At 38.8% G+C, this 21,027-nt stretch carries 21 protein-coding genes; all 21 read left to right on the forward strand.

Annotated features, from left to right (window positions below; all coding sequences use genetic code 11):
* Nucleotides 1–5 precede the first annotated feature (5 nt).
* A complete protein-coding gene (locus RRV45_RS09205; protein WP_315668513.1) occupies nt 6–1,010 on the forward strand; it encodes an AAA family ATPase in 1,005 nt (334 codons plus the stop codon).
* Nucleotides 1,010–1,876, forward strand: a complete 867-nt coding sequence (locus RRV45_RS09210) for a DUF58 domain-containing protein (RefSeq protein ID WP_315668514.1) — start codon at nt 1,010–1,012, stop codon at nt 1,874–1,876. Before RRV45_RS09205 ends, RRV45_RS09210 begins: the two co-directional genes overlap by 1 nt.
* 9 nt (nt 1,877–1,885) lie before the next feature.
* A complete protein-coding gene (locus RRV45_RS09215) occupies nt 1,886–3,652 on the forward strand; it encodes a vWA domain-containing protein (protein WP_315668515.1) in 1,767 nt (588 codons plus the stop codon).
* Nucleotides 3,636–6,416 carry a VWA domain-containing protein gene (locus RRV45_RS09220; RefSeq protein ID WP_315668516.1) on the forward strand — a complete coding sequence of 927 codons (2,781 nt, stop codon included), beginning with the start codon at nt 3,636–3,638 and terminating at the stop codon, nt 6,414–6,416. The genes RRV45_RS09215 and RRV45_RS09220 overlap by 17 nt, the downstream gene beginning before the upstream one ends.
* 137 nt (nt 6,417–6,553) lie before the next feature.
* The gene (locus RRV45_RS09225; protein ID WP_315668517.1) at nt 6,554–6,886 is read left to right on the forward strand and encodes a putative DNA-binding protein; all 333 of its coding nucleotides are present in this window, start codon (nt 6,554–6,556) and stop codon (nt 6,884–6,886) included.
* Nucleotides 6,887–6,897: 11 nt separating this feature from the next.
* Nucleotides 6,898–8,250, forward strand: coding sequence for a signal recognition particle protein (gene ffh, locus RRV45_RS09230; protein ID WP_315668518.1), 1,353 nt, complete (start codon nt 6,898–6,900; stop codon nt 8,248–8,250).
* A 108-nt stretch (nt 8,251–8,358) separates the two neighbouring features.
* Nucleotides 8,359–8,631 (forward strand): 30S ribosomal protein S16, encoded by a 273-nt coding sequence (gene rpsP, locus RRV45_RS09235; RefSeq protein WP_151534178.1) that lies wholly within the window; start codon nt 8,359–8,361, stop codon nt 8,629–8,631.
* An 11-nt stretch (nt 8,632–8,642) separates the two neighbouring features.
* Entirely contained in the window at nt 8,643–8,873 is a 231-nt protein-coding gene (locus tag RRV45_RS09240) for a KH domain-containing protein (RefSeq protein WP_315668519.1), read from the forward strand.
* A gap of 173 nt (nt 8,874–9,046) precedes the next feature.
* Nucleotides 9,047–9,433 (forward strand): YlqD family protein, encoded by a 387-nt coding sequence (locus RRV45_RS09245; RefSeq protein WP_315668520.1) that lies wholly within the window; start codon nt 9,047–9,049, stop codon nt 9,431–9,433.
* A gap of 12 nt (nt 9,434–9,445) precedes the next feature.
* Complete coding sequence (rimM, locus tag RRV45_RS09250) at nt 9,446–9,964, forward strand: ribosome maturation factor RimM (RefSeq protein WP_315668521.1); 519 nt, start codon at nt 9,446–9,448, stop codon at nt 9,962–9,964.
* Nucleotides 9,961–10,701 (forward strand): tRNA (guanosine(37)-N1)-methyltransferase TrmD, encoded by a 741-nt coding sequence (gene trmD / locus RRV45_RS09255; protein ID WP_315668522.1) that lies wholly within the window; start codon nt 9,961–9,963, stop codon nt 10,699–10,701. The genes rimM and trmD overlap by 4 nt, the downstream gene beginning before the upstream one ends.
* Before the next feature lie 141 nt (nt 10,702–10,842).
* Nucleotides 10,843–11,187, forward strand: a complete 345-nt coding sequence (rplS, locus tag RRV45_RS09260) for a 50S ribosomal protein L19 (protein WP_066289113.1) — start codon at nt 10,843–10,845, stop codon at nt 11,185–11,187.
* Between the two features lie 200 nt (nt 11,188–11,387).
* Nucleotides 11,388–11,939, forward strand: a complete 552-nt coding sequence (gene lepB / locus RRV45_RS09265; RefSeq protein ID WP_315668523.1) for a signal peptidase I — start codon at nt 11,388–11,390, stop codon at nt 11,937–11,939.
* A 39-nt stretch (nt 11,940–11,978) separates the two neighbouring features.
* Complete coding sequence (gene ylqF / locus RRV45_RS09270) at nt 11,979–12,854, forward strand: ribosome biogenesis GTPase YlqF (protein ID WP_315668524.1); 876 nt, start codon at nt 11,979–11,981, stop codon at nt 12,852–12,854.
* Nucleotides 12,855–12,939: 85 nt separating this feature from the next.
* A complete protein-coding gene (locus tag RRV45_RS09275) occupies nt 12,940–13,719 on the forward strand; it encodes a ribonuclease HII (protein WP_315668525.1) in 780 nt (259 codons plus the stop codon).
* Nucleotides 13,720–13,731: 12 nt separating this feature from the next.
* On the forward strand, nt 13,732–15,045 hold the full coding sequence (locus RRV45_RS09280) for a hypothetical protein (RefSeq protein WP_315668526.1): 1,314 nt from the start codon (nt 13,732–13,734) through the stop codon (nt 15,043–15,045).
* Nucleotides 15,042–15,335, forward strand: coding sequence for an EscU/YscU/HrcU family type III secretion system export apparatus switch protein (locus tag RRV45_RS09285; protein ID WP_315668527.1), 294 nt, complete (start codon nt 15,042–15,044; stop codon nt 15,333–15,335). Before RRV45_RS09280 ends, RRV45_RS09285 begins: the two co-directional genes overlap by 4 nt.
* Nucleotides 15,336–15,432: 97 nt before the next feature.
* Nucleotides 15,433–16,593: an ADP-forming succinate--CoA ligase subunit beta gene (sucC, locus tag RRV45_RS09290; RefSeq protein WP_315668528.1), complete on the forward strand. Its 1,161-nt coding sequence runs from the start codon at nt 15,433–15,435 to the stop codon at nt 16,591–16,593.
* Nucleotides 16,594–16,621: 28 nt separating this feature from the next.
* The gene (gene sucD, locus RRV45_RS09295; protein WP_315668529.1) at nt 16,622–17,524 is read left to right on the forward strand and encodes a succinate--CoA ligase subunit alpha; all 903 of its coding nucleotides are present in this window, start codon (nt 16,622–16,624) and stop codon (nt 17,522–17,524) included.
* Between the two features lie 105 nt (nt 17,525–17,629).
* Nucleotides 17,630–18,502 (forward strand): DNA-processing protein DprA, encoded by an 873-nt coding sequence (gene dprA / locus RRV45_RS09300; protein ID WP_315668530.1) that lies wholly within the window; start codon nt 17,630–17,632, stop codon nt 18,500–18,502.
* A gap of 304 nt (nt 18,503–18,806) precedes the next feature.
* On the forward strand, nt 18,807–20,882 hold the full coding sequence (gene topA / locus RRV45_RS09305; protein WP_315668531.1) for a type I DNA topoisomerase: 2,076 nt from the start codon (nt 18,807–18,809) through the stop codon (nt 20,880–20,882).
* Nucleotides 20,883–21,027: the final 145 nt, after the last annotated feature.

Raw genomic sequence — 21,027 nt, forward strand, 5'->3', positions numbered from 1 at the left:
CAAAGATGACTTCAACAACAGAAAAGGAACAGCAATTCACCTTTGCGGCCGAAACTATCTCAAAAGTCAAAGATGAAATCCAATCATTTATTGTCGGCCAGAATGAGGTAATAGATCAAGTATTATGGAGTATATTGGCGGGTGGGCATGTGCTATTAGAGGGGCTGCCAGGATTAGGAAAAACAATGCTGATCAAAACAATTTCTGAATGTTTGGATCTGAAATTCTCCCGTATCCAATTTACGCCAGATATTATGCCATCTGATATTACAGGAACGATGCTTCTTCAGCCAGATGAAGCAGGAAGACAGAATTTTGTTTTTCATAAAGGACCATTATTTGCAAATATTATTTTGGCAGATGAAATAAACAGAGCTACTCCAAAAACACAGAGTGCCTTACTTGAGGCAATGGGAGAGAAAACAGTTACTATTATGGGTGAAACAAAACGAATGGAAAACCCGTTTTTCGTTTTGGCAACGCAAAATCCAATTGATATGGAAGGGACTTACCCTTTGCCAGAGGCTCAAACTGATCGTTTTATTTGTAAAGTGCATGTTCATTATCCGTCTAAAGAGGAGCTTAAAGAAATTGTTTTGCGAACGACAGGAACGGAAACGGTCCAATTAGAAAAAATGGCTAAAGTACAGGATGTTATCGTACTTCAGCAGCTGACTAAAGAGGTATTAGTTTCAGAAGATATTATTGATTATGCTGTAAATATGATTTCAGCTACACATCCCGAATCTGAGGAAGCACCAGAATTAGTAAAGCAATTCGTTCAGTATGGAAGCGGTCCGCGTGGTCTACAAAGCTTAATTAGCCTGGCTAAAGCAAGAGCAATTAGCTTAGGAAGATATCATGTTTCTATAGGTGATATCAAGCATGTCGCTAAGCCGGTATTAAGACACCGCCTCATTTTAAACTTCGAAGGGGAGGCAAATGGCATGACGGCTGATAAGATTATCGAACATTTATTAGATAATCTTGGACAGGGAGCAAGAGGATAATGAACAATCAGCATGCACTAATTAGTAAATTGCAGAAAAAGAGATTAATGGTTAAGACGAAAAAGAGAGGTTTCCATAAAGGCACAAGGCAATCTAGTAAGTTCGGTTCCTCGTTAGAATTTTCGGATTTTAGAGCATATCAGCCTGGTGACGATGTACGGCAAATTGATTGGAATGTCTATGGAAGAACACAAAAGCATTATATTAAAAGATATCTAGACGAACAGGAACTGTCCATTGCCATCTATCTTGATGCAACCTCTTCAATGAGGAAAATAAATAAAAAGTGGGAATTAGCCAAGTATATAGGAGCAGCACTAAGTTTTATTGTGTTAAATAGTGAAGACAGACTGTTTTTCACTTCAGTTTCATCTATGGGTGTCCAACCTGTTAAGAGAAAGGGGGCAGTCTATAGCAGGAGGACGTTTTTAGAAATACTCCAGCTGGATGAAGCTGAAAGAACCGGAGATTTTATTAAAAACTTGAATCAATCAATTGTAAAGAAGCAGCAGCTTTCAATCATTATTACGGACGGTTTAGAGCCTTTAAATGAAATTGAAAATTTACTAAAAAAACTAGCAGCCTATAAGCAAGAAGTCTGGTTTATACAAGTACTCAGTGCTGAAGAAATATCTCCTCAGTTTTCAGGAGACATGAAATTAATTGATGTTGAAACAGATTCAATCGTGAATGTCAGCATGAGTCCGTCCATACTAGCGGAATACGAAAAACGAATACTAGAGCATAATCGGAATTTAAAAGCTATATGCCGAAAATTTGGTGGGCAGTATTTACTGGCAAGTGATAACCGGGATATTCAATCAATACTATTTCATGATTTTTCCGGGAAAGGGTTAATCAACTGAGGTGAAGCTATGCAATTTTTAAATCCGTGGTTTTTCCTATTAAGTATTTTTATAGCTGCGGTCATATTATTTTATTTTTTCCGGAAGCAATATGTGGAGAAATCTGTTTCCTCTAATTTTCTCTGGGAACAAGTGTTAAATGAATGGCAAGCATCTCCCTGGCTTAAGAAGCTGCAGCAAAACCTTTTATTTTGGCTCCAGCTATTAGCCCTTTTATTATTAATGTTTTCTCTTGTTCGTCCATTTTGGTTTGAAAATGTAATAAAGGGTGAACACATCATAATGATTATTGATTCTTCAGCCACTATGTCAGCTAAATTTGAAAATAGCAGCCGCTTTGAAATTGCAAAGCAGGAAATGCTTAATTTAGTAGAAAAGCTTGAAGGCCAGGAGGTCACTTTGATAAAAGCGGGGAAAAAGCCGGAAATCCTTTTAAGCCATGAAAGGGAAGTTGCAGTAATTAAAAAGCTAGTCAATAGCTTGCAGCTTAGCTATGAGCATGAGCAGATGGATAAAGCAATGAACCTAGCAGCCTCGCTATCTACTGAAAAGGATACGTCCATACATATTTTTTCAGATGGAGTTATAGAATCAAATGTTGAAGAAGCCATGAAAGATCAATATGTTGTCGTTCATAATGTCGGTGAAGACGTCAACAATGCCTCACTCATTTCTTTTGGGGTTGCGCCTGTTGATGGACATATTACCGGTGTTGCTTTAATTGAAAATCAAACACCTGAAAAAATTGAAATTGATTTTAGAATAAAAAGTGAAGGATCTGAGCTTTTCGAACAGCAGGTTACTATTGAAGGGGAGCAGCGATATGTTGTACAGATTCCTTCCCTTCCTGAAAAACCTTATTACGAAGCAATGATCTTCAGTCATGATGGATATGCAGCCGATAATTATTTGACCTCGATTTATACAGAAAGCAATCCTAAGGTGTATACGGTAGGAGAGGTAAATTCGTTTGCAATAAAAGGTTTCCAAACAATTGGAGCCGAGCTGCTGCAAACAAGTACAGGTAGTGCTGATTTTGTACAAGGAATCCTTTTGACCGAAGGCACTGAGTTTCCAAAATTACTCGAACAACCGTCGATTTTTTTTAATACAAACAATGACAAAATAAGGTTGTCTGATCCATTGGCAGGGAACGATGATCGGCTGCTACAATACGTAGATTATGGAAAGATATATATTGAATCTGTGTCGGAGGAATTGGAAGGTGATTGGGAAACGATTTTAAGGAGCGGCACTCTTCCTTTAATCCAAAAGGGACAAGTAAATGGCCACCCCATCATTATTGTAAACTTTTCATTAGCTGATTCTGATTGGCCCCTTCAGCCAAGCTTTCCTATTTTTTTATATAATGCTTATGATTGGCTTTCCAAACAGACTGACTTTCTAGGTTACTTTGGCCCAGGTGAGGAAAAATGGCTGAACATAGGTCAAGGAAATCACAGAATCGAAATTTTTAATAATGAAGATAAGAATTTATATTCTTTAGATTTAACACAGGAGAGCTTTAAAGCTCCTATTGAACCAGGCACCTATCAAGCTGTGGCAGGAGATAAAATCTATCACTTTTCCGTCCTGCTTGATGAGAGGGAGAAACATCCAAAAGTGGAAGCAGCATTTCATTTCAATGAGCAGAAAGCTCAAGAAAACGGAAAAAGAGGAAATCCGAATGATAAGCTGTGGTTTTGGCTTGCCTTGTTAGCTTTTGGTTTTATTGTTTTAGAATGGGAGGTATACAGGCGTGGGCATAGAATTTAAATATCCCATTCTATTTTTGCTGTTAATTCCGGCAGTTTTGACAGTTTTTCTATTCTTAAGACAGAGGAAGCAAATTTATTCTATGGAAGCCTACTGGATAGCAAGTATTAGGCTGGTCATATTTGCTTTATTAATTTTTGCCTTGACGGTTCCGCAAATATTGCTTCCAGCAAAGGGCGAAACAGTTGTTTTTCTAGCTGACCGTTCTGCAAGTGTCAGCCAATCCCATCAGCAGCTTCTTGAATGGATCGAGAAGAGTGTCATGCACAAACAAACGGATGATTCTTTCGCTGTAGTCACTTTTGGTGAAAATGTTTCACTTGAACAAAATACAGGAATCAAGAAAAATCCGCTCTCGCAATTTAATACCGAGATCCATGATGGTGAAACAAATATGGAAGCAGGATTACATTTTGCAGCCTCATTAATTCCCCATAACTCTAGCGGCAGAATTGTACTGCTATCGGATGGAAATGAAACTATAGGGAACAGCGGGGAGGCTGCTAATCTTCTTAAAAATCGCAATATTGAACTTGATTATGTCCTGTTGAAAAATCATGTTGGGGAAGATATGTCATTATCTGAGATAAATGTTCCTCCATCACTGTATAAAGGTGAGGAGGCACTCGTTTCCTTTATAATTGATAGCAATGCTGATAAAAATGCCGTCATTCGGCTCTCAGTGAATAATCAAGAAATTCTCAAAGAGATCGTTCATGTGAAGGAAGGAAAGAATGTCTATACTTTTACTCACAAAGCTGATACATCGGGGCTTACAGTATATAAGGGTGAGATTGCTGCCGAAAATGATACTTTTATAGAAAATAATATGATGCATTCTGTTGCGAACGTTAAAGGGACACCAAAGATTCTTATAGTTCAAGGCAAAGAGGGAGGCAATTTAGGAGCAATTTTGGGTAATTCCGATTTAGAGGTTGAGACTATTTCGCCGGAAATGCTCCCAACCTCACTATCAAGCTATCTTCAGTACCAATCTATCATTTTCAATAATGTACCGGCAACTGTCATTACAGAGAGACAGATGAATATGATTGAGAAAGCGGTAAAGGAATTTGGTACTGGCTTCGTGATGGCAGGAGGAGAAGAAAGCTTCGGTTTGGGAGGATATTTTAAAACTCCAATTGAAAAGCTTTTGCCTGTAGATATGGATCTTAAAGGGAAACAAGAGATGCCTTCTCTAGGACTGATGATTGTGATGGATCGATCTGGAAGTATGGCAGGATCAAAGCTCGAGTTGGCTAAAGAAGCTGCGGCAAGATCTGTTGAATTATTGCGGGAAGAGGATACACTTGGGTTTATTGCTTTTGATGATCGTCCGTGGGTTATTGTGGAAACAAAGCCTTTAAAGGATAAGGAAAAAGCGGCTGATCAAATCCGGTCGGTTACACCAGGCGGAGGAACGGAAATTTATTCTTCTTTGGAGCTCGCATTTCAGGAGTTAGAAGACCTAAAGCTGCAGCGAAAGCATATTATCCTATTGACGGATGGTCAAGCACCCGGCGGAGACTATGAGGGATTAATTGAGAGAGGAAAGGAAAAAAATATTACTCTGTCAACAGTTGCGTTAGGAAGCGATGCTGACCGAGGTCTGCTAGAGGATTTAGCCAATATGGGATCAGGCCGATTTTATGATGTGACAGATTCTTCGGTGATACCAAGCATTCTCTCGCGTGAAACGGTAATGGCAACGAGAACTTATATTGAGGACAATCCTTTTTTTCCTAGTATTCAGCCTTACCCTGACTGGTCAACACTATTCAAAGATGGGGTTCCGAAAATGAACGCATACATTGCGACAACACCAAAGAGCCGTGCACAGGTGCCTGTTTTGAGTGTAAAGGAAGATCCGATTCTTGCAGAATGGCAATATGGTATGGGGCACACGATTGCCTTTACATCTGATTTTTCAGGAAAATGGTCAGGGGATTGGGCTCGATGGGAAACGTGGCCGATATTTATTAATCAGCTTGTGACAAAGACGCTTCCTCAGTATGAGAGCGAGCCTTACCGAATTCAATACTCAAAGGAAGATGGGAATCCAATTCTAACTTTAGAATCAGCAGCAAACCAGTCTTTACCAATTGAAGCTTCTCTCGTCTCGGAGAGCGGGGAGATCCTTAACACGAATACGAAGCTTGTGGCACCAGGCAAATATGAGCTTTCTATGCCAAATTCATCAGGCATGTTTTTTATAAGTGTCAAGCAAACAAATAGAGACGGATCAATTCATACTTATCAAACGGGATTCACTGTCCCATATTCAGATGAGTATTTAATCAATGGTCCAAATGAAGCCCAGCTTAATGAATTGGCCAAAAAGACCGGAGGAAAAGCATTATTGACCGAAAAAGAAACTTTTAGGCCTCTACTTTCGAAAAAACATGAGCAGCAGCCAATAAGTCAATGGCTAATTCTAGGTGCCTTTTTACTATTCTTTATCGAGATTGCAATCCGCCGATTCGGGATAGTTACAACAATCAGTCACAAGAGGAAAACGAGATTGGAAAAACGGGGAAGCATCTTAGATAGTAAAAAAAACACGAAACAGATTACTATTAATAGAGAGGAACCTATTGATCATAAAGAATTAAAGATTAGAGAAGATACGGTTAGGAACCCTCAAACAAATAACAAAATGACACAAGTTAGGACGAAGATGGTACAAAAAGAGGCTGGTGTGTCAGCAGAAGAACGTGCTGATAGAATGAAAAGACTGCTTGAAGCAAAAAAACGGAAGAATTAAAAGGATTAGCAATTAAGCCGATTTTTTCATGCCACTGCTTGACTATTTTGGAATGTAAAGATAATTTCTTGACATATTCAAATGTCCTATGTAAACTATCTTTGTAAAGGCTTTTCACTTAACAAGGGGGAGTAGGGATGTTAGAAAAGACAACGAGAATGAATTATCTCTATGATTTTTATCAATCGTTGTTGACTCCTAAGCAGCGAAGCTATATGTCCCTTTATTACCTGGATGATTTTTCACTTGGAGAGATTGCAGAAGAGTATGATGTCAGTCGTCAAGCAGTATACGACAATATTAAACGTACCGAAGCAATGCTTGAAGAGTATGAAGAAAAGCTGTTATTATTTCAAAAATTTCAAGAGCGAAGTAAGTTGATTGCCCGCATGAAGGACATTCTTAAAGGAAATCCCGAGATTCAAAAGGTAATGGATTCAATGATTGCTGAGCTTGAGAAATTAGATTAGGAGGCGGCAACATGGCATTTGAAGGATTAGCCGACCGACTGCAGAATACAATCCAGAAGATCCGCGGCAAGGGGAAAGTAAATGAAGCGGATGTAAAAGAAATGATGCGAGATGTTCGTCTTGCATTATTAGAAGCAGACGTTAACTTTAAGGTCGTCAAAGAGTTTGTCAAAAAGGTAAGTGAACGGGCTGTTGGCCAGGAAGTGCTAAAGAGCTTAACACCAGGGCAGCAGGTAGTTAAAGTCGTCAAAGAAGAGTTGACTCAATTAATGGGTGGAGAGCAGAGCAAGATTGCTGTTGCGGGCCGTCCTCCAACTGTCATTATGATGGTTGGTTTACAAGGGGCGGGTAAAACAACTACTTCTGGAAAGCTTGCTAACCTGCTTCGAAAGAAATACAACCGAAGCCCATTGCTAGTGGCTGCTGATATTTATCGCCCTGCTGCGATTAAACAGCTGGAAACGCTGGGAAAACAGCTAAGTTTGCCGGTTTTTTCCTTAGGTGACAAGGTTAGCCCTGTTGAAATAGCTAAACAAGCAATTGCGAAGGCAAAGGAAGATCATCATGATTATGTCCTGATTGATACAGCGGGACGATTACATGTTGATGAAGCCTTGATGGATGAGCTAAAGCAAATTAAAGAGCTATCTAACCCAGATGAAATCTTCCTTGTCGTTGATGCAATGACAGGTCAAGACGCAGTAAATGTGGCTCAAAGCTTTAATGAGCTGCTTGGATTAACTGGTGTCGTGCTAACAAAGCTTGATGGCGATACTCGTGGAGGGGCTGCTCTATCTATTCGCTCCGTCACGGATACTCCTATTAAATTTGTCGGTTTAGGTGAAAAAATGGATGCACTTGAGCCATTCCATCCTGAAAGAATGGCATCAAGAATTTTAGGCATGGGAGATGTTCTTACTCTCATTGAAAAAGCTCAGGCAAACGTTGATGAAGAAAAAGCAAAAGAAATGCAGCAAAAAATGCGTACAGCTTCTTTAACTTTTGATGACTTTTTAGAGCAGTTAAGCCAGGTTCGCAGTATGGGGCCATTGGATGAACTGTTGAAAATGCTTCCAGGCGCCAACAAAATAAAAGGCTTAGACAAGCTACAGGTGGATGATAAGCAAATTTCACAGGTCGAAGCTATTATTAGATCGATGACAAAGGATGAGAAAATTCATCCAGAAACGATTAATGCAAGCCGCCGTAAGCGAATTGCCAAGGGAAGCGGTACAACTGTGCCTGAAGTCAACCGTTTGCTGAAGCAATTTGAAGATATGAAGAAAATGATGAAGCAAATGTCAGGAATGCAGCAAAAAGGGAAGAAAAAGGGCGGATTTAAGTTTCCATTCAATCCGTTTTAATTAAAATGAAACATTTTCTTAAGCTGTAAAGAAAAAACCCTTTACAAACTATTTAACAATCTGATATTATACTATCTTGTGTGAAACTATTCGGAGGTGCTTTAAATTATGGCAGTAAAAATTCGTTTAAAACGTATGGGAGCAAAGAAAACTCCTTTCTATCGTATCGTTGTAGCTGATTCTCGTTCACCACGTGATGGACGTTTCATTGAAACAGTAGGAACTTACAATCCAGTAGCTGAGCCAGCTATCGTTGATATTAATGAAGAGCTTGCTCTTAAATGGCTACAAACTGGTGCAAAACCTTCTGACACAGTTCGTAACTTATTCTCTAAACAAGGCATTATGGAGAAATTCCATAACGCTAAAAACGGCAAGTAATTTCTAATAAGATGAAAGAGCTTATCGAAACGATTGTTAAGCCCCTTGTTGATTTTCCGGACGAAGTGCATGTGAGTGTACTTGAAGAAGACAACCGCGTAACCTATCAGCTTTCTGTCAACAAGAATGACATGGGGAAAGTAATTGGGAAGCAAGGGCGCGTTGCGAAAGCAATACGGACTGTTGTTTATGCAGCAGGATCATCACAGCAGAAAAAGGTTTTTCTAGAAATCAGTGAATAATGCTTCTCTTAAGCGCTATAACTGAAACATATGAAAGGATTGACAGGTTTCATGTCAATCTTATCAGCAAAAAGGAGGGGTCCCTTAAGGTCCCCTCCTTTTTGCCAATCACATGACTCTTCAGTCACTTATTCAGAACTAATGCACGATTAAAGCCTTAGGAGGCAATATAGATGAAAATCATTCAATCTGTCGTGGTCAAACAAGTTCTTACCGAAAATAGTAAAAGTGAACTATTAAATAAATATCACTCAAATAAGCTGCAGCTCCAAAAAGAATGTGATCAGCTCCGATTCGAGATGAAAAAACAAGAAAAGTCTAAAAAGTTTCATGCAGCTAATTTAAAGAAACAATTTGAGAAAGAAATTCAAATGCGTAAAGAAAAGATTAAACTGCTCGATTTTCAAATAGAACAATTACATATACTACCACTAGGAAGCGAGCTTAAAGAAAAAGAGATCAATGCCATTATTGATATTGAGATTGGAGATCGCTGGGAAGATATTCAGAGTGGAGGAACAATCATTATTAAAGACGGAATCGTTGAGGACATACGTTAGAGGTGAAAGAAATTGGAAAAATGGTTTAATGTTGGAAAAGTAGTGAACACCCACGGTATTAGAGGAGAAGTGAGAATCATTTCTAAGACTGATTTTGCAGAAGAAAGATATAAGTCTGGAAATCGATTATTTTTATTTATGCCTCAATCTAAAAGCCCTCTTGAATTAACCGTAAAATCGCATCGAACACATAAAAATTTTGATTTAGTTATCTTTGATGGCTACGATAATATTAATCAAGTTGAGAACATGAAAGGCGGGATCTTGAAGGTTCCTGAGAGCCAGCTTGGTGTTTTAGATGAAGATGAATTTTATTATCATGAAATTATTGGCTGTATTGTAACTACGGTAGACGGTGAGGAAATTGGGAAAATCAGTGAAATTCTCTCGCCTGGGGCAAATGATGTATGGGTAATAAAGGGGGAGGGCGGCAAAGAAATTCTAATTCCCTATATTGAAGCGGTTGTCAAAGAGGTAAATGTGAAAGAGAAGATGGTTATTATTGATCCAATTGAAGGGCTGCTATCATGATGAAAATCGATGTTCTAACACTTTTCCCCGAAATGTTTAATGGAGTCTTTGGCCATTCTATTTTAAAAAAAGCAGCAGAAAACAAGGCGGTTGAGTATAATGTCGTTAACTTTAGGGAATATGCTGATAATAAGCATCAAACCGTTGATGATTATCCTTATGGCGGCGGTGCAGGGATGGTTTTAAAGCCACAGCCCATCTTTGATGCTGTGGCAGATTTGCGTGAGAAAGGCAAATCTGATCCAAGAGTCATCCTGCTCTGTCCACAAGGGGAAAGATATACGCAGAAGAAGGCAGAAGAACTTGCCGAGTTAGATCATCTTATTTTCGTTTGCGGCCATTATGAAGGGTATGATGAGAGGATTCGAGAGCATATAGTGACGGATGAAATATCCATCGGTGATTTTGTGCTGACAGGCGGGGAACTCGGAGCTATGGTTGTCATTGACAGTGTAGTCAGGCTCCTTCCTGGTGTTCTTGGAAACGAAGAATCCCACCGCAAGGATTCTTTTAGTACGGGCCTTCTCGAGCATCCTCATTATACCCGGCCTGCTGATTTCAGAGGAATGAAAGTTCCGGATATTCTTATTTCCGGGAATCATCGCTTAATTGATGAATGGAGAACGAAGGAATCATTAAGAAGAACTTTCACCCGCAGGCCAGATTTATTGGAACATGTTCATTTGAACGATGTGCAAATAAAATGGCTGGAAGAAATAAAAAATGAACAGAATTAGCATTGAAGTTGAATGTTAAGTATGATAAAATACTCTTTGTGACTTAGGCTGGACTATTTCAGTTTTTTGTCCTATAAAGATGTTCCGCTGCAATTAGAAGAGAAGATGTGCATGAGCGTCTGTTGGAAGGAGTTGAAAACGATGCATAAATTAATCGAAGAAATCACAAAAGAACAACTTCGTACGGATGTTCCTGCGTTCCGTCCTGGTGATACTGTACGTGTACACGTAAGTATTGTTGAGGGAACTCGTGAGCGTATTCAGGTATACGAAGGAGTCGTGATTAAGCGTCGTGGTGGTGGAATTAGCGAAACTTTCACAGTTCGTAAGATCTCTTACGGTGTAGGCGTTGAGCGTACATTCCCTGTTCACACACCAAAGATTGCGAAGCTTGAAGTTCTTCGCCGCGGTAAAGTACGCCGTGCGAAACTTTACTACCTACGTAACCTACGTGGTAAAAAAGCTCGTATTAAAGAAATCCGATAATCTAAGAAAAAAGGAAGGAGCTTGTAATTACAAGCTCCTTTTTCTTAGCTTATAATATTACATAATTGTTAAATAATAATGACATAAGGTCCAAAGTGTGAATGTTGACTAGGATTTTTGTACAATAAAAACGCGGGTACAAAAGTGCCCTCAATTAATAGGACATACTATTGGTTTTTACTGAGATTGGTGGGGAAATAATGACGAAGAAGAAAAATGAATTATGGGAATGGTCTAAAGCCTTAGTGATTGCAGTTCTATTAGCAGCAATTATTCGATACTTTTTATTTGCTCCCATTGTGGTAGATGGATTATCAATGATGCCGACCTTGCATGATCAAGATCGGATGATCGTAAATAAATTCAGCTATAAGATTGGAAAGCCAGAGCGCTTTGATATTATTGTTTTTCATGCACCGGAAAATAAAGATTACATAAAGAGAGTAATCGGGCTGCCAGGAGATCGAATTGAATATAAGGATGATGTCCTTTATGTTAACGGAAAAGCCTATGATGAACCTTATTTAGATCAGTATAAGCAACAGATTATTGACGGACCACTAACAGAGCCGTTTACGCTTCAAGAAAAGATTGGCCAGGAAACGGTTCCAGAAGGGCATCTGTTTGTAATGGGAGATAACCGCAGATACAGCAAGGATAGCCGTCATATCGGAACAGTGCCAATGGAGAAAGTATTAGGAAATACAGGCATTATTTATTGGCCAATCGAAGACATTCGAATTGTAAAATGATGAATGGGATGCAATTCAATTTTGAAAGAGGTATAAGCTATGACGATTCAATGGTTTCCAGGGCATATGGCAAAAGCCCGCAGACAAGTAACAGAAAAACTAAAGCTAGTTGATATTATTTTTGAATTGGTCGATGCCAGAATCCCATACTCATCCCGAAATCCGATGATTGATGAGATTATTCAGCATAAGCCGCGGATCGTCCTATTAAACAAGGCTGATATGGCCGATAAAGAAGTGACAAGGCAATGGATCAAACATTTTCAGGACGAAGGAACGAGAGCACTTGCCATTAATTCGCAGGCAGGACAAGGCATGAAGGAAATCGTGGCAGCCTCTCAAGATATTCTGAAAGAAAAATTTGACCGAATGAAGGCAAAAGGGGTAAAACCGAGGGCTATTCGCGCCATGATTGTAGGTATCCCTAATGCAGGCAAATCAACTTTAATTAACAGGCTGGCGAAAAAGAATATTGCAAAGACGGGAAATACACCAGGGGTTACCAAGGCCCAGCAGTGGATTAAGGTCGGAAAAGAATTGGAGCTCTTGGACACACCTGGGATTCTATGGCCTAAATTTGAAGATCAACAAGTCGGCTTAAAGTTAGCGCTAACAGGAGCAATAAAGGATACCATTTTAAACTTACAGGATATTGCCATTTTTGCTTTAAGATTTCTTGAGAAGAAATACCCTGACCGGCTCAAAGATCGTTACAAGCTAGATGAGATTCCTGAAGATATTGTAGAATTATTTAATGAGATTGGAAAACTTCGGGGCTGCCTAATGGCTGGAGGAGAGATTGATTACGATAAAGTTACTGAACTCGTTATTAGGGAGTTTCGAACAGAAAAATGGGGACCTATTTCTTTAGAGCAGCCTGAAGACTTGGTGGCGGAAAAAACGGAAGAAAAATAATAATAAATCAACGGCCCTTCTTTTGAAAAGAGGGCTTTAATATTTTCTGATTAAGGCCGATACAAAGAAATGAAGGGGAATCAACATGGAGAAATTAAACATACGAGAGATCGAACAAAGGCTTGCTAAAGAAAATGATCTTCATAGTCCATTTGTGAAAATGCTGGAAAAGGATGAGCGAAAAGGCGTACATGGGCTATTAAAAAAATGGCATAACAAAAAAGATAAAGAAGCTAAAGCCTATGAAAAACATGTTCAAATGACATGCTATGAAAAAAAATATCGATCTGAAGGCTTTGTTCATATTGCTGGGGTTGACGAGGTGGGAAGAGGTCCTTTGGCCGGTCCTGTTATAGCTGCTGCCGTCATTTTACCACCTGAATTCTATTTGCCTGGACTTGATGATTCTAAGAAGCTATCAGAACAAAAAAGAGTTGAATATTATGAGGAAATTATACAATCGGCGATAGATTATCATGTTGGAATAATTGATTCAGAAGAAATTGACAAAATTAATATCTATGAGGCATCGAAAAAGGCCATGCGGACAGCCATTGCAGGTTTAAAATTAAAACCTGACTTTCTGCTTATTGATGCAGTTAAACTAAATACACCGTATCCCGAGGAGGCGATTATTAAGGGTGACAGCAAAAGTATATCAATCGCAGCGGCCTCCATTATTGCCAAAGTGACTCGTGACCGCCTAATGGTTGATTTAGGAAGGGAATATCCTGTTTACGGTTTTTCTACAAATATGGGATACGGGACAAAAGAACATTTATCAGCGATTCAAATGTTTGGCATCACCTCTCATCACCGAAAAAGCTTTGCGCCAGTAAAGGATTACATAGGAAAACGGAAATAAGAAGGTGAAAATTTGCAGCCTCTGAATTTTGTTCAAAATCTATTAAATCAGAACCAAATAAGTGACAATCTTTCTTTAGTATTAAGACCGGGGCAAATCATTAGCGGCAAGGTCATGAAGTTATTTCCAAATGGGATTGCAGAGGTTTTAGTTGGGTCTAATAAAGTAATCGCCCAGCTAGAAGCCCCATTATCGGTTAATGAGCGGCATTGGTTTCAAGTGCAGTCAGGTGAAGGAAAAGTTCACTTAAGAGTGCTAGAGGCAAATGGAGGAAATGGAACTGACGCCACTAGTGAAAGTGTATTAAAAGAACTTGCTCTCCCGAATTCAAAAGTAAATACTACCTTACTACAATTCTTTCAAAATAAACATCTCCCAATAACGAAAGAAACGGTTCATATAGCAGCCCAATGGCTGAAAGGCAAAATACTGTCGGATGGCTTAAAGGTCCTTGATGCGGTCTTGTCAAAGCAGCTGCCATTTACAAAGAATGTGTTCAATTCCTTGTACGCGATACAGGAGGATGAGCCCATTTCCTCCTTATTGGACAAACTTCAAGCACTATTAAAAAACGGGGAGTTATCTGATGCTTCCAGGCGTCTGATCTCTATTATGGAACAGCTTCGTTTCCCTGATAGCAAACCCTCGGCTTCGATGTTACAAACCAGCGAGGACCCAAATACACAATTCATAAAGGATGAAGTAAAGACCGCTATTAAAACCATTGGATTTTCATACGAAAATGAAACGGTAAAGCTTATAAAAGACAATGAGCCATTAAATGTTAATAAAATGGAGGCCCTCAAGCCGATTCTATTGCGTCTATTAAGTGAGGAAGCAGCCGCCCCCATTCATGATGCTGCTGAAAAGCTTTTAAACAAAATAACCGGTTATCAGGTGCTCTCGCAGGAAGCTGGTCCCATCCAGCAATTAATCTTTCAAATCCCATTGACCTTTTGGGATAAAAGAACAGATTTAACGATGCAATGGAGCGGAAGAAAAAATGAAAATGGGCAGATAGATCCCAATTTTTGCCGAATTCTATTTTATTTAAATCTTGACCACCTTAAGGAAACAATTGTTGATTTGCATGTCCAAAATAGGGTCATTTCAATCTCAGTAGTGAATCATCATGATGATTTGAAAACACTGGCTCAGCAATATATCCCGATTTTAAAGGAAAGATTAGAAGAAATTAAATATCATTTATCTACTATTCATTTCGAAAAACCAATAGATAAGAAAGAAACACATATCGAAAAGAAAAAAGCCTTATCAAGTCTTAAGCTTCCAAATCATTATATTGGGGTTGATTTTCGGATATGACAAAGCAAAATGAATTACATCGTAAAGAAGCTGTTGCTTTGACTTACGATAAGAATGGTTCAGATACACCTTATGTTTCCGCAAAAGGAAAAGGATTAATTGCAGAAGGAATACTTGCTAAAGCAAGGGAGCATGATATACCTGTCCAAGAAGACCCCTCTTTATTAGAGCTATTGGGAAAACTTAATATTAATGAGCAAATCCCCGAAGAATTATATGAAGCAGTTGCGGAGGTTTTTGCTTTTATCTATAAAGCTGATAAAAAGGCAGGAAAAATAAATTCTAAATAGAAATAATATTTCCGGAATAAAGGTGGACAAGGTTTGTGTCATTATATAAAATGGTATCGCAGTCTACTTTTATGAAAGACCAAATAGGAGGATGGAAATGAACATACATGAGTACCAAGGAAAAGAGGTCCTCAGACAATATGGGGTATCAGTTCCAAACGGATTAGTTGCTTTTACAGTGGAAGAGGCAGTGGAAGCCGCAAAAAAATTAGGCACGGAAGTGTGTGTTGTTAAAGCACAAATTCATGCAGGGGGACGCGGTAAAGCTGGCGGTGTAAAAGTCGCAAAAAATTTAGATGAAGTTCGTACATATGCAAATGAAATTTTAGGAAAAACACTTGTTACTCACCAAACGGGTCCTGAAGGTAAAGAAGTTAAACGCCTGCTTATCGAAGAAGGCTGCGATATTAAAAAAGAATACTATATTGGTTTAGTATTAGACCGTGCTACTTCTCATGTAGTTTTAATGGCTTCTGAAGAAGGCGGAACAGAAATCGAAGAAGTTGCTGAAAAAACACCTGAAAAAATCTTCAAAGAAGAAATTGATCCGGTTGTTGGTTTAACAGCATTCCAAGCACGACGTATTGCATTTAACATTAATATTCCGAAAGAGCTCGTAAATCAAGCGGTTAAGTTTATGATGGGCTTATATAGTGCCTATATCGAGAAAGATTGTTCTATTGCTGAAATTAACCCGCTAGTTGTTACTGGCGATGGCAAGGTTATGGCATTAGATGCTAAATTGAATTTTGATAGCAATGCGATCTACCGTCAAAAAGATATTTTAGAATATCGTGACCTTGATGAAGAGGATCCAAAGGAAATTGAAGCATCTAAATATGATTTAAGCTATATTTCACTAGACGGAAATATTGGCTGCATGGTGAACGGTGCTGGCTTAGCAATGGCAACGATGGATATCGTTAAACATTATGGTGGAGATCCTGCTAACTTCCTTGATGTTGGCGGCGGTGCTACAGCAGAGAAAGTAACAGAAGCTTTTAAAATCATCCTTTCTGACAAAAACGTTAAAGGTATTTTCGTCAATATCTTTGGCGGAATAATGAAATGTGATGTTATCGCAACAGGTGTAGTAGAAGCTGCAAAGCAAGTAGGTTTAAACGTGCCTTTAGTTGTTCGTTTAGAAGGTACAAATGTTGAGTTAGGCAAGAAAATTCTTGCTGAGTCTGACATTGAAATTATTGCAGCTGAATCTATGGCTGATGGCGCACAAAAAATCGTTTCATTAGTAGGGTAATTCGGGATAACCAGAAAGGGGAATAATCGTGAGTGTATTTATTAACAAAGATACAAAAGTTATAGTGCAAGGGATTACTGGTTCTACGGCACTTTTCCATACAAAACAAATGTTAGAATACGGTACAAAAATTGTTGGGGGAACATCACCTGGTAAAGGTGGCACTGAAGTAGAAGGAGTTCCTGTGTTTAATACTGTCGAAGAAGCAGTGAAAACGACTGGAGCTAATGCTTCTGTTATTTATGTTCCAGCTCCGTTTGCTGCTGACGCTATTTTAGAAGCTGTTGATGCAGAGCTTGATCTTGTTATTTGTATTACTGAACATATTCCAGTATTAGATATGGTAAAAGTAAAACGCTATATGGAAGGCAAGAAAACTCGACTAGTTGGTCCTAACTGTCCGGGTGTTATTACTCCAGATGAGTGTAAGATTGGAATTATGCCAGGCTATATCCATACAAAAGGACATGTTGGCGTTGTTTCCCGTTCAGGAACTCTAACATATGAAGCCGTTCATCAGTTAACTCAAGCTGGTATCGGTCAAACTACTGCTGTAGGGATTGGCGGAGACCCAGTAAACGGAACAAACTTCATTGATACCTTAAAGGCTTTCAACGAAGATCCAGAAACGTATGCAGTGATCATGATCGGTGAAATCGGCGGAACAGCTGAAGAAGAAGCTGCAGAGTGGGTTAAAGCGAACATGACGAAGCCTGTTGTAGGCTTTATTGGCGGGCGCACAGCACCTCCAGGAAAGCGTATGGGACATGCTGGTGCCATTATTTCTGGAGGGAAAGGAACAGCTGACGAAAAGATCCGCGTTATGAATGAATGTGGAATTGAAGTTGCTGAGACTCCTTCTGTAATGGGTGAAACATTAATTAAAGTCCTTAAAGAAAAAGGGCTATACGAGAAGTGTAAAACTCATTAATCTGATAGTGAAAATAATTTAATGATTAGCTAGAACTATATGCAGACCCCCCTTTTTTAGGGGGGCTATTCTGCATGAGCATTATTAATAAACAGGAGGATTAAAATGGAAGATTTTAAATTTAAATTAATTCACTTGCACCATTGCAGGGGAATAGGCTGGAAAACAATATTAAACATTTTAAAGGCTGACCCAGGACTCAAGCAGCTTTACAACTTATCCGTCAATGATTTTCCTCACCAGAATTCTACTGTTACTACTCCTGCCTCCATTCTTCATGATCTTCAATCCGATTTTATCCCTCAACAAATTCGCCAGTATCAATTAAAAGACATCAGCATGATCACAATTTTTGATGACGAATATCCAGAATTATTAAAAGAAATTTATCAGCCGCCTTGGGTTCTCTATGGGAAAGGTGATCTATCATTGCTGAAAAATCATCTGCATTTAGCGGTAGTAGGCTCAAGGCAGTATAATCACTATGGAGAAGATGCCATTCATAGTTTTTTTCCTAAATTAATTGAAAATAAATTTGTGATTGTAAGCGGATTGGCAGCAGGAATTGATAAGATTGCCCACGAAACTGCCATTCATTTAAAGGGAAAAACGATCGGTGTTATTGCGGGTGGCTTGTACCACGTTTATCCGCAGGAGAGTAGAAAGCTTTCTGTTGAAATGATGAAAAACCATTTAATCATATCAGAGTATCCGCCTGATACAAGACCAGTGAAATGGCAATTTCCTATGAGGAACAGAATCATAAGCGGAATCTGTAAAGGAACCTTTGTTGTCCAAGCAAAAAGTAAGAGTGGCTCATTAATTACAGCTAACTATGCAGTCCAAGAAGGAAGGGAAGTATTTGCTCTTCCTGGTAATGTCTTTAGTCCCTATTGTGCTGGGACGAATGAACTGATTCAGCAAGGAGCGAAGCTTGTCAAATCTTCAGAAGATATAATAGAAGAATTGATTTATTAAACATATATGTATTTTTTGGTTGAAATTGTTGTATAATTCTAAAAAAAGAATATTTGCTTTTTAAAGAATTTATACAAATAGAATAATATTTTTCCTGATTTTATTCAAAAGACTTGAAATTACTTCGGAACTGTTATACATTGTGCAACAGACGTTCGAAATTAAGAATGAAAAAATCCATATTAAAACGGCTTATAATTAATGAAACCGTTTTAAAATGGATAATAATGTTTGACAAAGATGAAACTGTTGTACAATAATAATTGATATTTCTTATAAAATCCCCTCTTAAGGAGGACTATTGATGTCTGAGTTTTTAGTAATCGTTGAGTCGCCGGCAAAGGCTAAAACGATTGAGCGTTATCTTGGGAAAAAATATAAAGTAAAAGCGTCCATGGGACATGTTAGAGATCTTCCTAAAAGTCAAATGGGTGTTGACATAGAAAATCAGTACGAGCCTAAGTATATTACAATACGGGGAAAAGGGCCTGTATTGAAAGAGTTAAAGACAGCAGCCAAAAAGGCAAAGAAAATTTATCTAGCAGCTGACCCCGACCGCGAGGGAGAGGCTATTGCCTGGCACTTAGCTCACAGCCTTAATATGGATATTTCATCTGAATGCCGAGTTGTCTTTAATGAAATTACGAAAGATGCGATAAAAGAATCGTTTAAACATCCTAGGCCTATTAATATGGATCTTGTTGATTCCCAGCAAGCACGTCGGATGCTTGACCGTCTCGTTGGCTATAATATCAGCCCTTTACTATGGAAAAAAGTAAAAAAGGGCCTAAGTGCTGGCAGAGTCCAATCTGTAGCGGTTCGTTTAATTATTGACAGGGAAAAAGAAATAAAAGCCTTTGAACCTGAAGAGTATTGGTCCATTGAAGGCGATTTTCTAAAAGGAAATGAGAGCTTTGAAGCGTCCTTCTATGGCATAGGGACTAATAGACTTGAATTAAAATCAAAAGATGATGTCGAGCTTGTATTAAGCAAAATGAATGGGAACAAATTTGAAGTAACATCCGTTGCAAAAAAAGAACGTAAAAGGAATCCTGCTGCTCCATTTACTACCTCCTCGCTACAGCAGGAGGCAGCAAGGAAATTAAATTTCCGGGCGAAAAAAACAATGATGCTTGCCCAGCAGCTTTATGAGGGAATCGACCTTGGCAAAGAGGGAACAGTCGGTTTAATTACGTACATGAGAACGGATTCTACTCGGATTTCAGAAATTGCCCAAGGAGAGGCTTCCCAGTATATCGCAGGAACTTATGGCAAGGATTTTCTGCAGGTTGAAAAGAAGAAAGAAAAAAAGAAATCTAATACGCAAGATGCTCATGAAGCCATTCGACCGACAAGTGTAACGAAAGAGCCAGCTAGTTTAAAAGAGTTTCTCTCAAGGGACCAGCTGCGATTATACAGGTTAATTTGGGAACGATTCGTGGCAAGTCAGATGGCTCCAGCCGTTATGGATACGATGAGTGTGGACTTAAAGAACGGCGATGTCATTTTCAGAGCAACAGGATCGAAAGTGAAATTCCCTGGGTTCATGAAAGTGTATGTAGAGGGTACTGATGATCAAGCTGAGGAGAAGGACAAAATGCTTCCTGACCTTAAAGAAGGTGATGAGGTCATCAAAAAGGATATTGATCCGAAACAGCATTTCACCCAGCCTCCTCCAAGGTATACAGAAGCCCGTTTAGTAAAAACCCTTGAAGAGCTTGGCATTGGACGTCCATCCACATTTGCACCTACTTTAGATACGATTCAAAAGCGCGGGTACGTTGCATTGGATAATAAACGATTTGTTCCAACGGAGCTAGGAGAAATCGTACTTGACCTAATTCTTGAATTTTTTCCGGATATTCTCGATGTTGAATTTACAGCAAAGATGGAAAAGGACCTTGATTATATAGAAGAAGGAAAAGTCAATTGGGTTGAAATTATCCATAACTTTTATAGTGAATTTGAAAAGCATCTGAAAATTGCCGAGAAAGAAATGCAAGAGGTTGAAATTAAGGATGAGCCAGCAGGAGAAGATTGTGAACAATGCGGAAATCCGATGGTCTTTAAAATGGGACGATTCGGAAAATTTATGGCTTGCAGCAATTTTCCTGATTGCAGAAATACAAAACCAATTGTTAAAGAGATTGGTGTTACATGTCCGAAGTGTAAGGAAGGAAATATAATAGAGAGAAAAAGTAAAAAACGGCGAATTTTTTATGGGTGTGACCGTTTCCCAGAATGTGACTTTATTTCTTGGGATAAGCCTTTACCGCGCAGCTGTCCAAAATGTGAGAACCTCCTTATTGAAAAGAAGCTGAAAAAAGGTGTTCAAGTTCAATGTATCGAATGTGATTACAAGGAAGAGAAGCAAGGTTAAGGGTGGGCTATCGGCTCACTCTTTTCTTATGGAAATCTGAGATATCCATATTTTAAGAACAATTAGGGAATCTTTTTAGAGAAAATCTTAATCATGCAATTAGTTTAATTGCAAAATGATAGTGATTAGGTGTAAAGTAAGATAG

Origin of the sequence: Bacillus sp. DTU_2020_1000418_1_SI_GHA_SEK_038 (assembly GCF_032341175.1) — a bacterium.
Classification (GTDB): Bacteria; Bacillota; Bacilli; order Bacillales; family Cytobacillaceae; genus Cytobacillus.

What these genes read in the sequence shown, in the direction of transcription:
- RRV45_RS09240 (WP_315668519.1), top strand. Translation starts at nt 8,643, where the DNA reads ATGAAAGAGCTTATCGAAACGATTGTTAAGCCCCTTGTTGATTTTCCG.
- RRV45_RS09210 (WP_315668514.1), top strand. Translation starts at nt 1,010, where the DNA reads ATGAACAATCAGCATGCACTAATTAGTAAATTGCAGAAAAAGAGATTA.
- RRV45_RS09275 (WP_315668525.1), top strand. Translation starts at nt 12,940, where the DNA reads ATGGAGAAATTAAACATACGAGAGATCGAACAAAGGCTTGCTAAAGAA.
- lepB (WP_315668523.1), top strand. Translation starts at nt 11,388, where the DNA reads ATGACGAAGAAGAAAAATGAATTATGGGAATGGTCTAAAGCCTTAGTG.
- rpsP (WP_151534178.1), top strand. Translation starts at nt 8,359, where the DNA reads ATGGCAGTAAAAATTCGTTTAAAACGTATGGGAGCAAAGAAAACTCCT.
- rplS (WP_066289113.1), top strand. Translation starts at nt 10,843, where the DNA reads ATGCATAAATTAATCGAAGAAATCACAAAAGAACAACTTCGTACGGAT.
- RRV45_RS09215 (WP_315668515.1), top strand. Translation starts at nt 1,886, where the DNA reads ATGCAATTTTTAAATCCGTGGTTTTTCCTATTAAGTATTTTTATAGCT.
- ffh (WP_315668518.1), top strand. Translation starts at nt 6,898, where the DNA reads ATGGCATTTGAAGGATTAGCCGACCGACTGCAGAATACAATCCAGAAG.
- sucC (WP_315668528.1), top strand. Translation starts at nt 15,433, where the DNA reads ATGAACATACATGAGTACCAAGGAAAAGAGGTCCTCAGACAATATGGG.
- RRV45_RS09205 (WP_315668513.1), top strand. Translation starts at nt 6, where the DNA reads ATGACTTCAACAACAGAAAAGGAACAGCAATTCACCTTTGCGGCCGAA.
- RRV45_RS09285 (WP_315668527.1), top strand. Translation starts at nt 15,042, where the DNA reads ATGACAAAGCAAAATGAATTACATCGTAAAGAAGCTGTTGCTTTGACT.
- topA (WP_315668531.1), top strand. Translation starts at nt 18,807, where the DNA reads ATGTCTGAGTTTTTAGTAATCGTTGAGTCGCCGGCAAAGGCTAAAACG.
- RRV45_RS09245 (WP_315668520.1), top strand. Translation starts at nt 9,047, where the DNA reads ATGAAAATCATTCAATCTGTCGTGGTCAAACAAGTTCTTACCGAAAAT.
- dprA (WP_315668530.1), top strand. Translation starts at nt 17,630, where the DNA reads ATGGAAGATTTTAAATTTAAATTAATTCACTTGCACCATTGCAGGGGA.
- RRV45_RS09225 (WP_315668517.1), top strand. Translation starts at nt 6,554, where the DNA reads ATGTTAGAAAAGACAACGAGAATGAATTATCTCTATGATTTTTATCAA.
- ylqF (WP_315668524.1), top strand. Translation starts at nt 11,979, where the DNA reads ATGACGATTCAATGGTTTCCAGGGCATATGGCAAAAGCCCGCAGACAA.
- trmD (WP_315668522.1), top strand. Translation starts at nt 9,961, where the DNA reads ATGATGAAAATCGATGTTCTAACACTTTTCCCCGAAATGTTTAATGGA.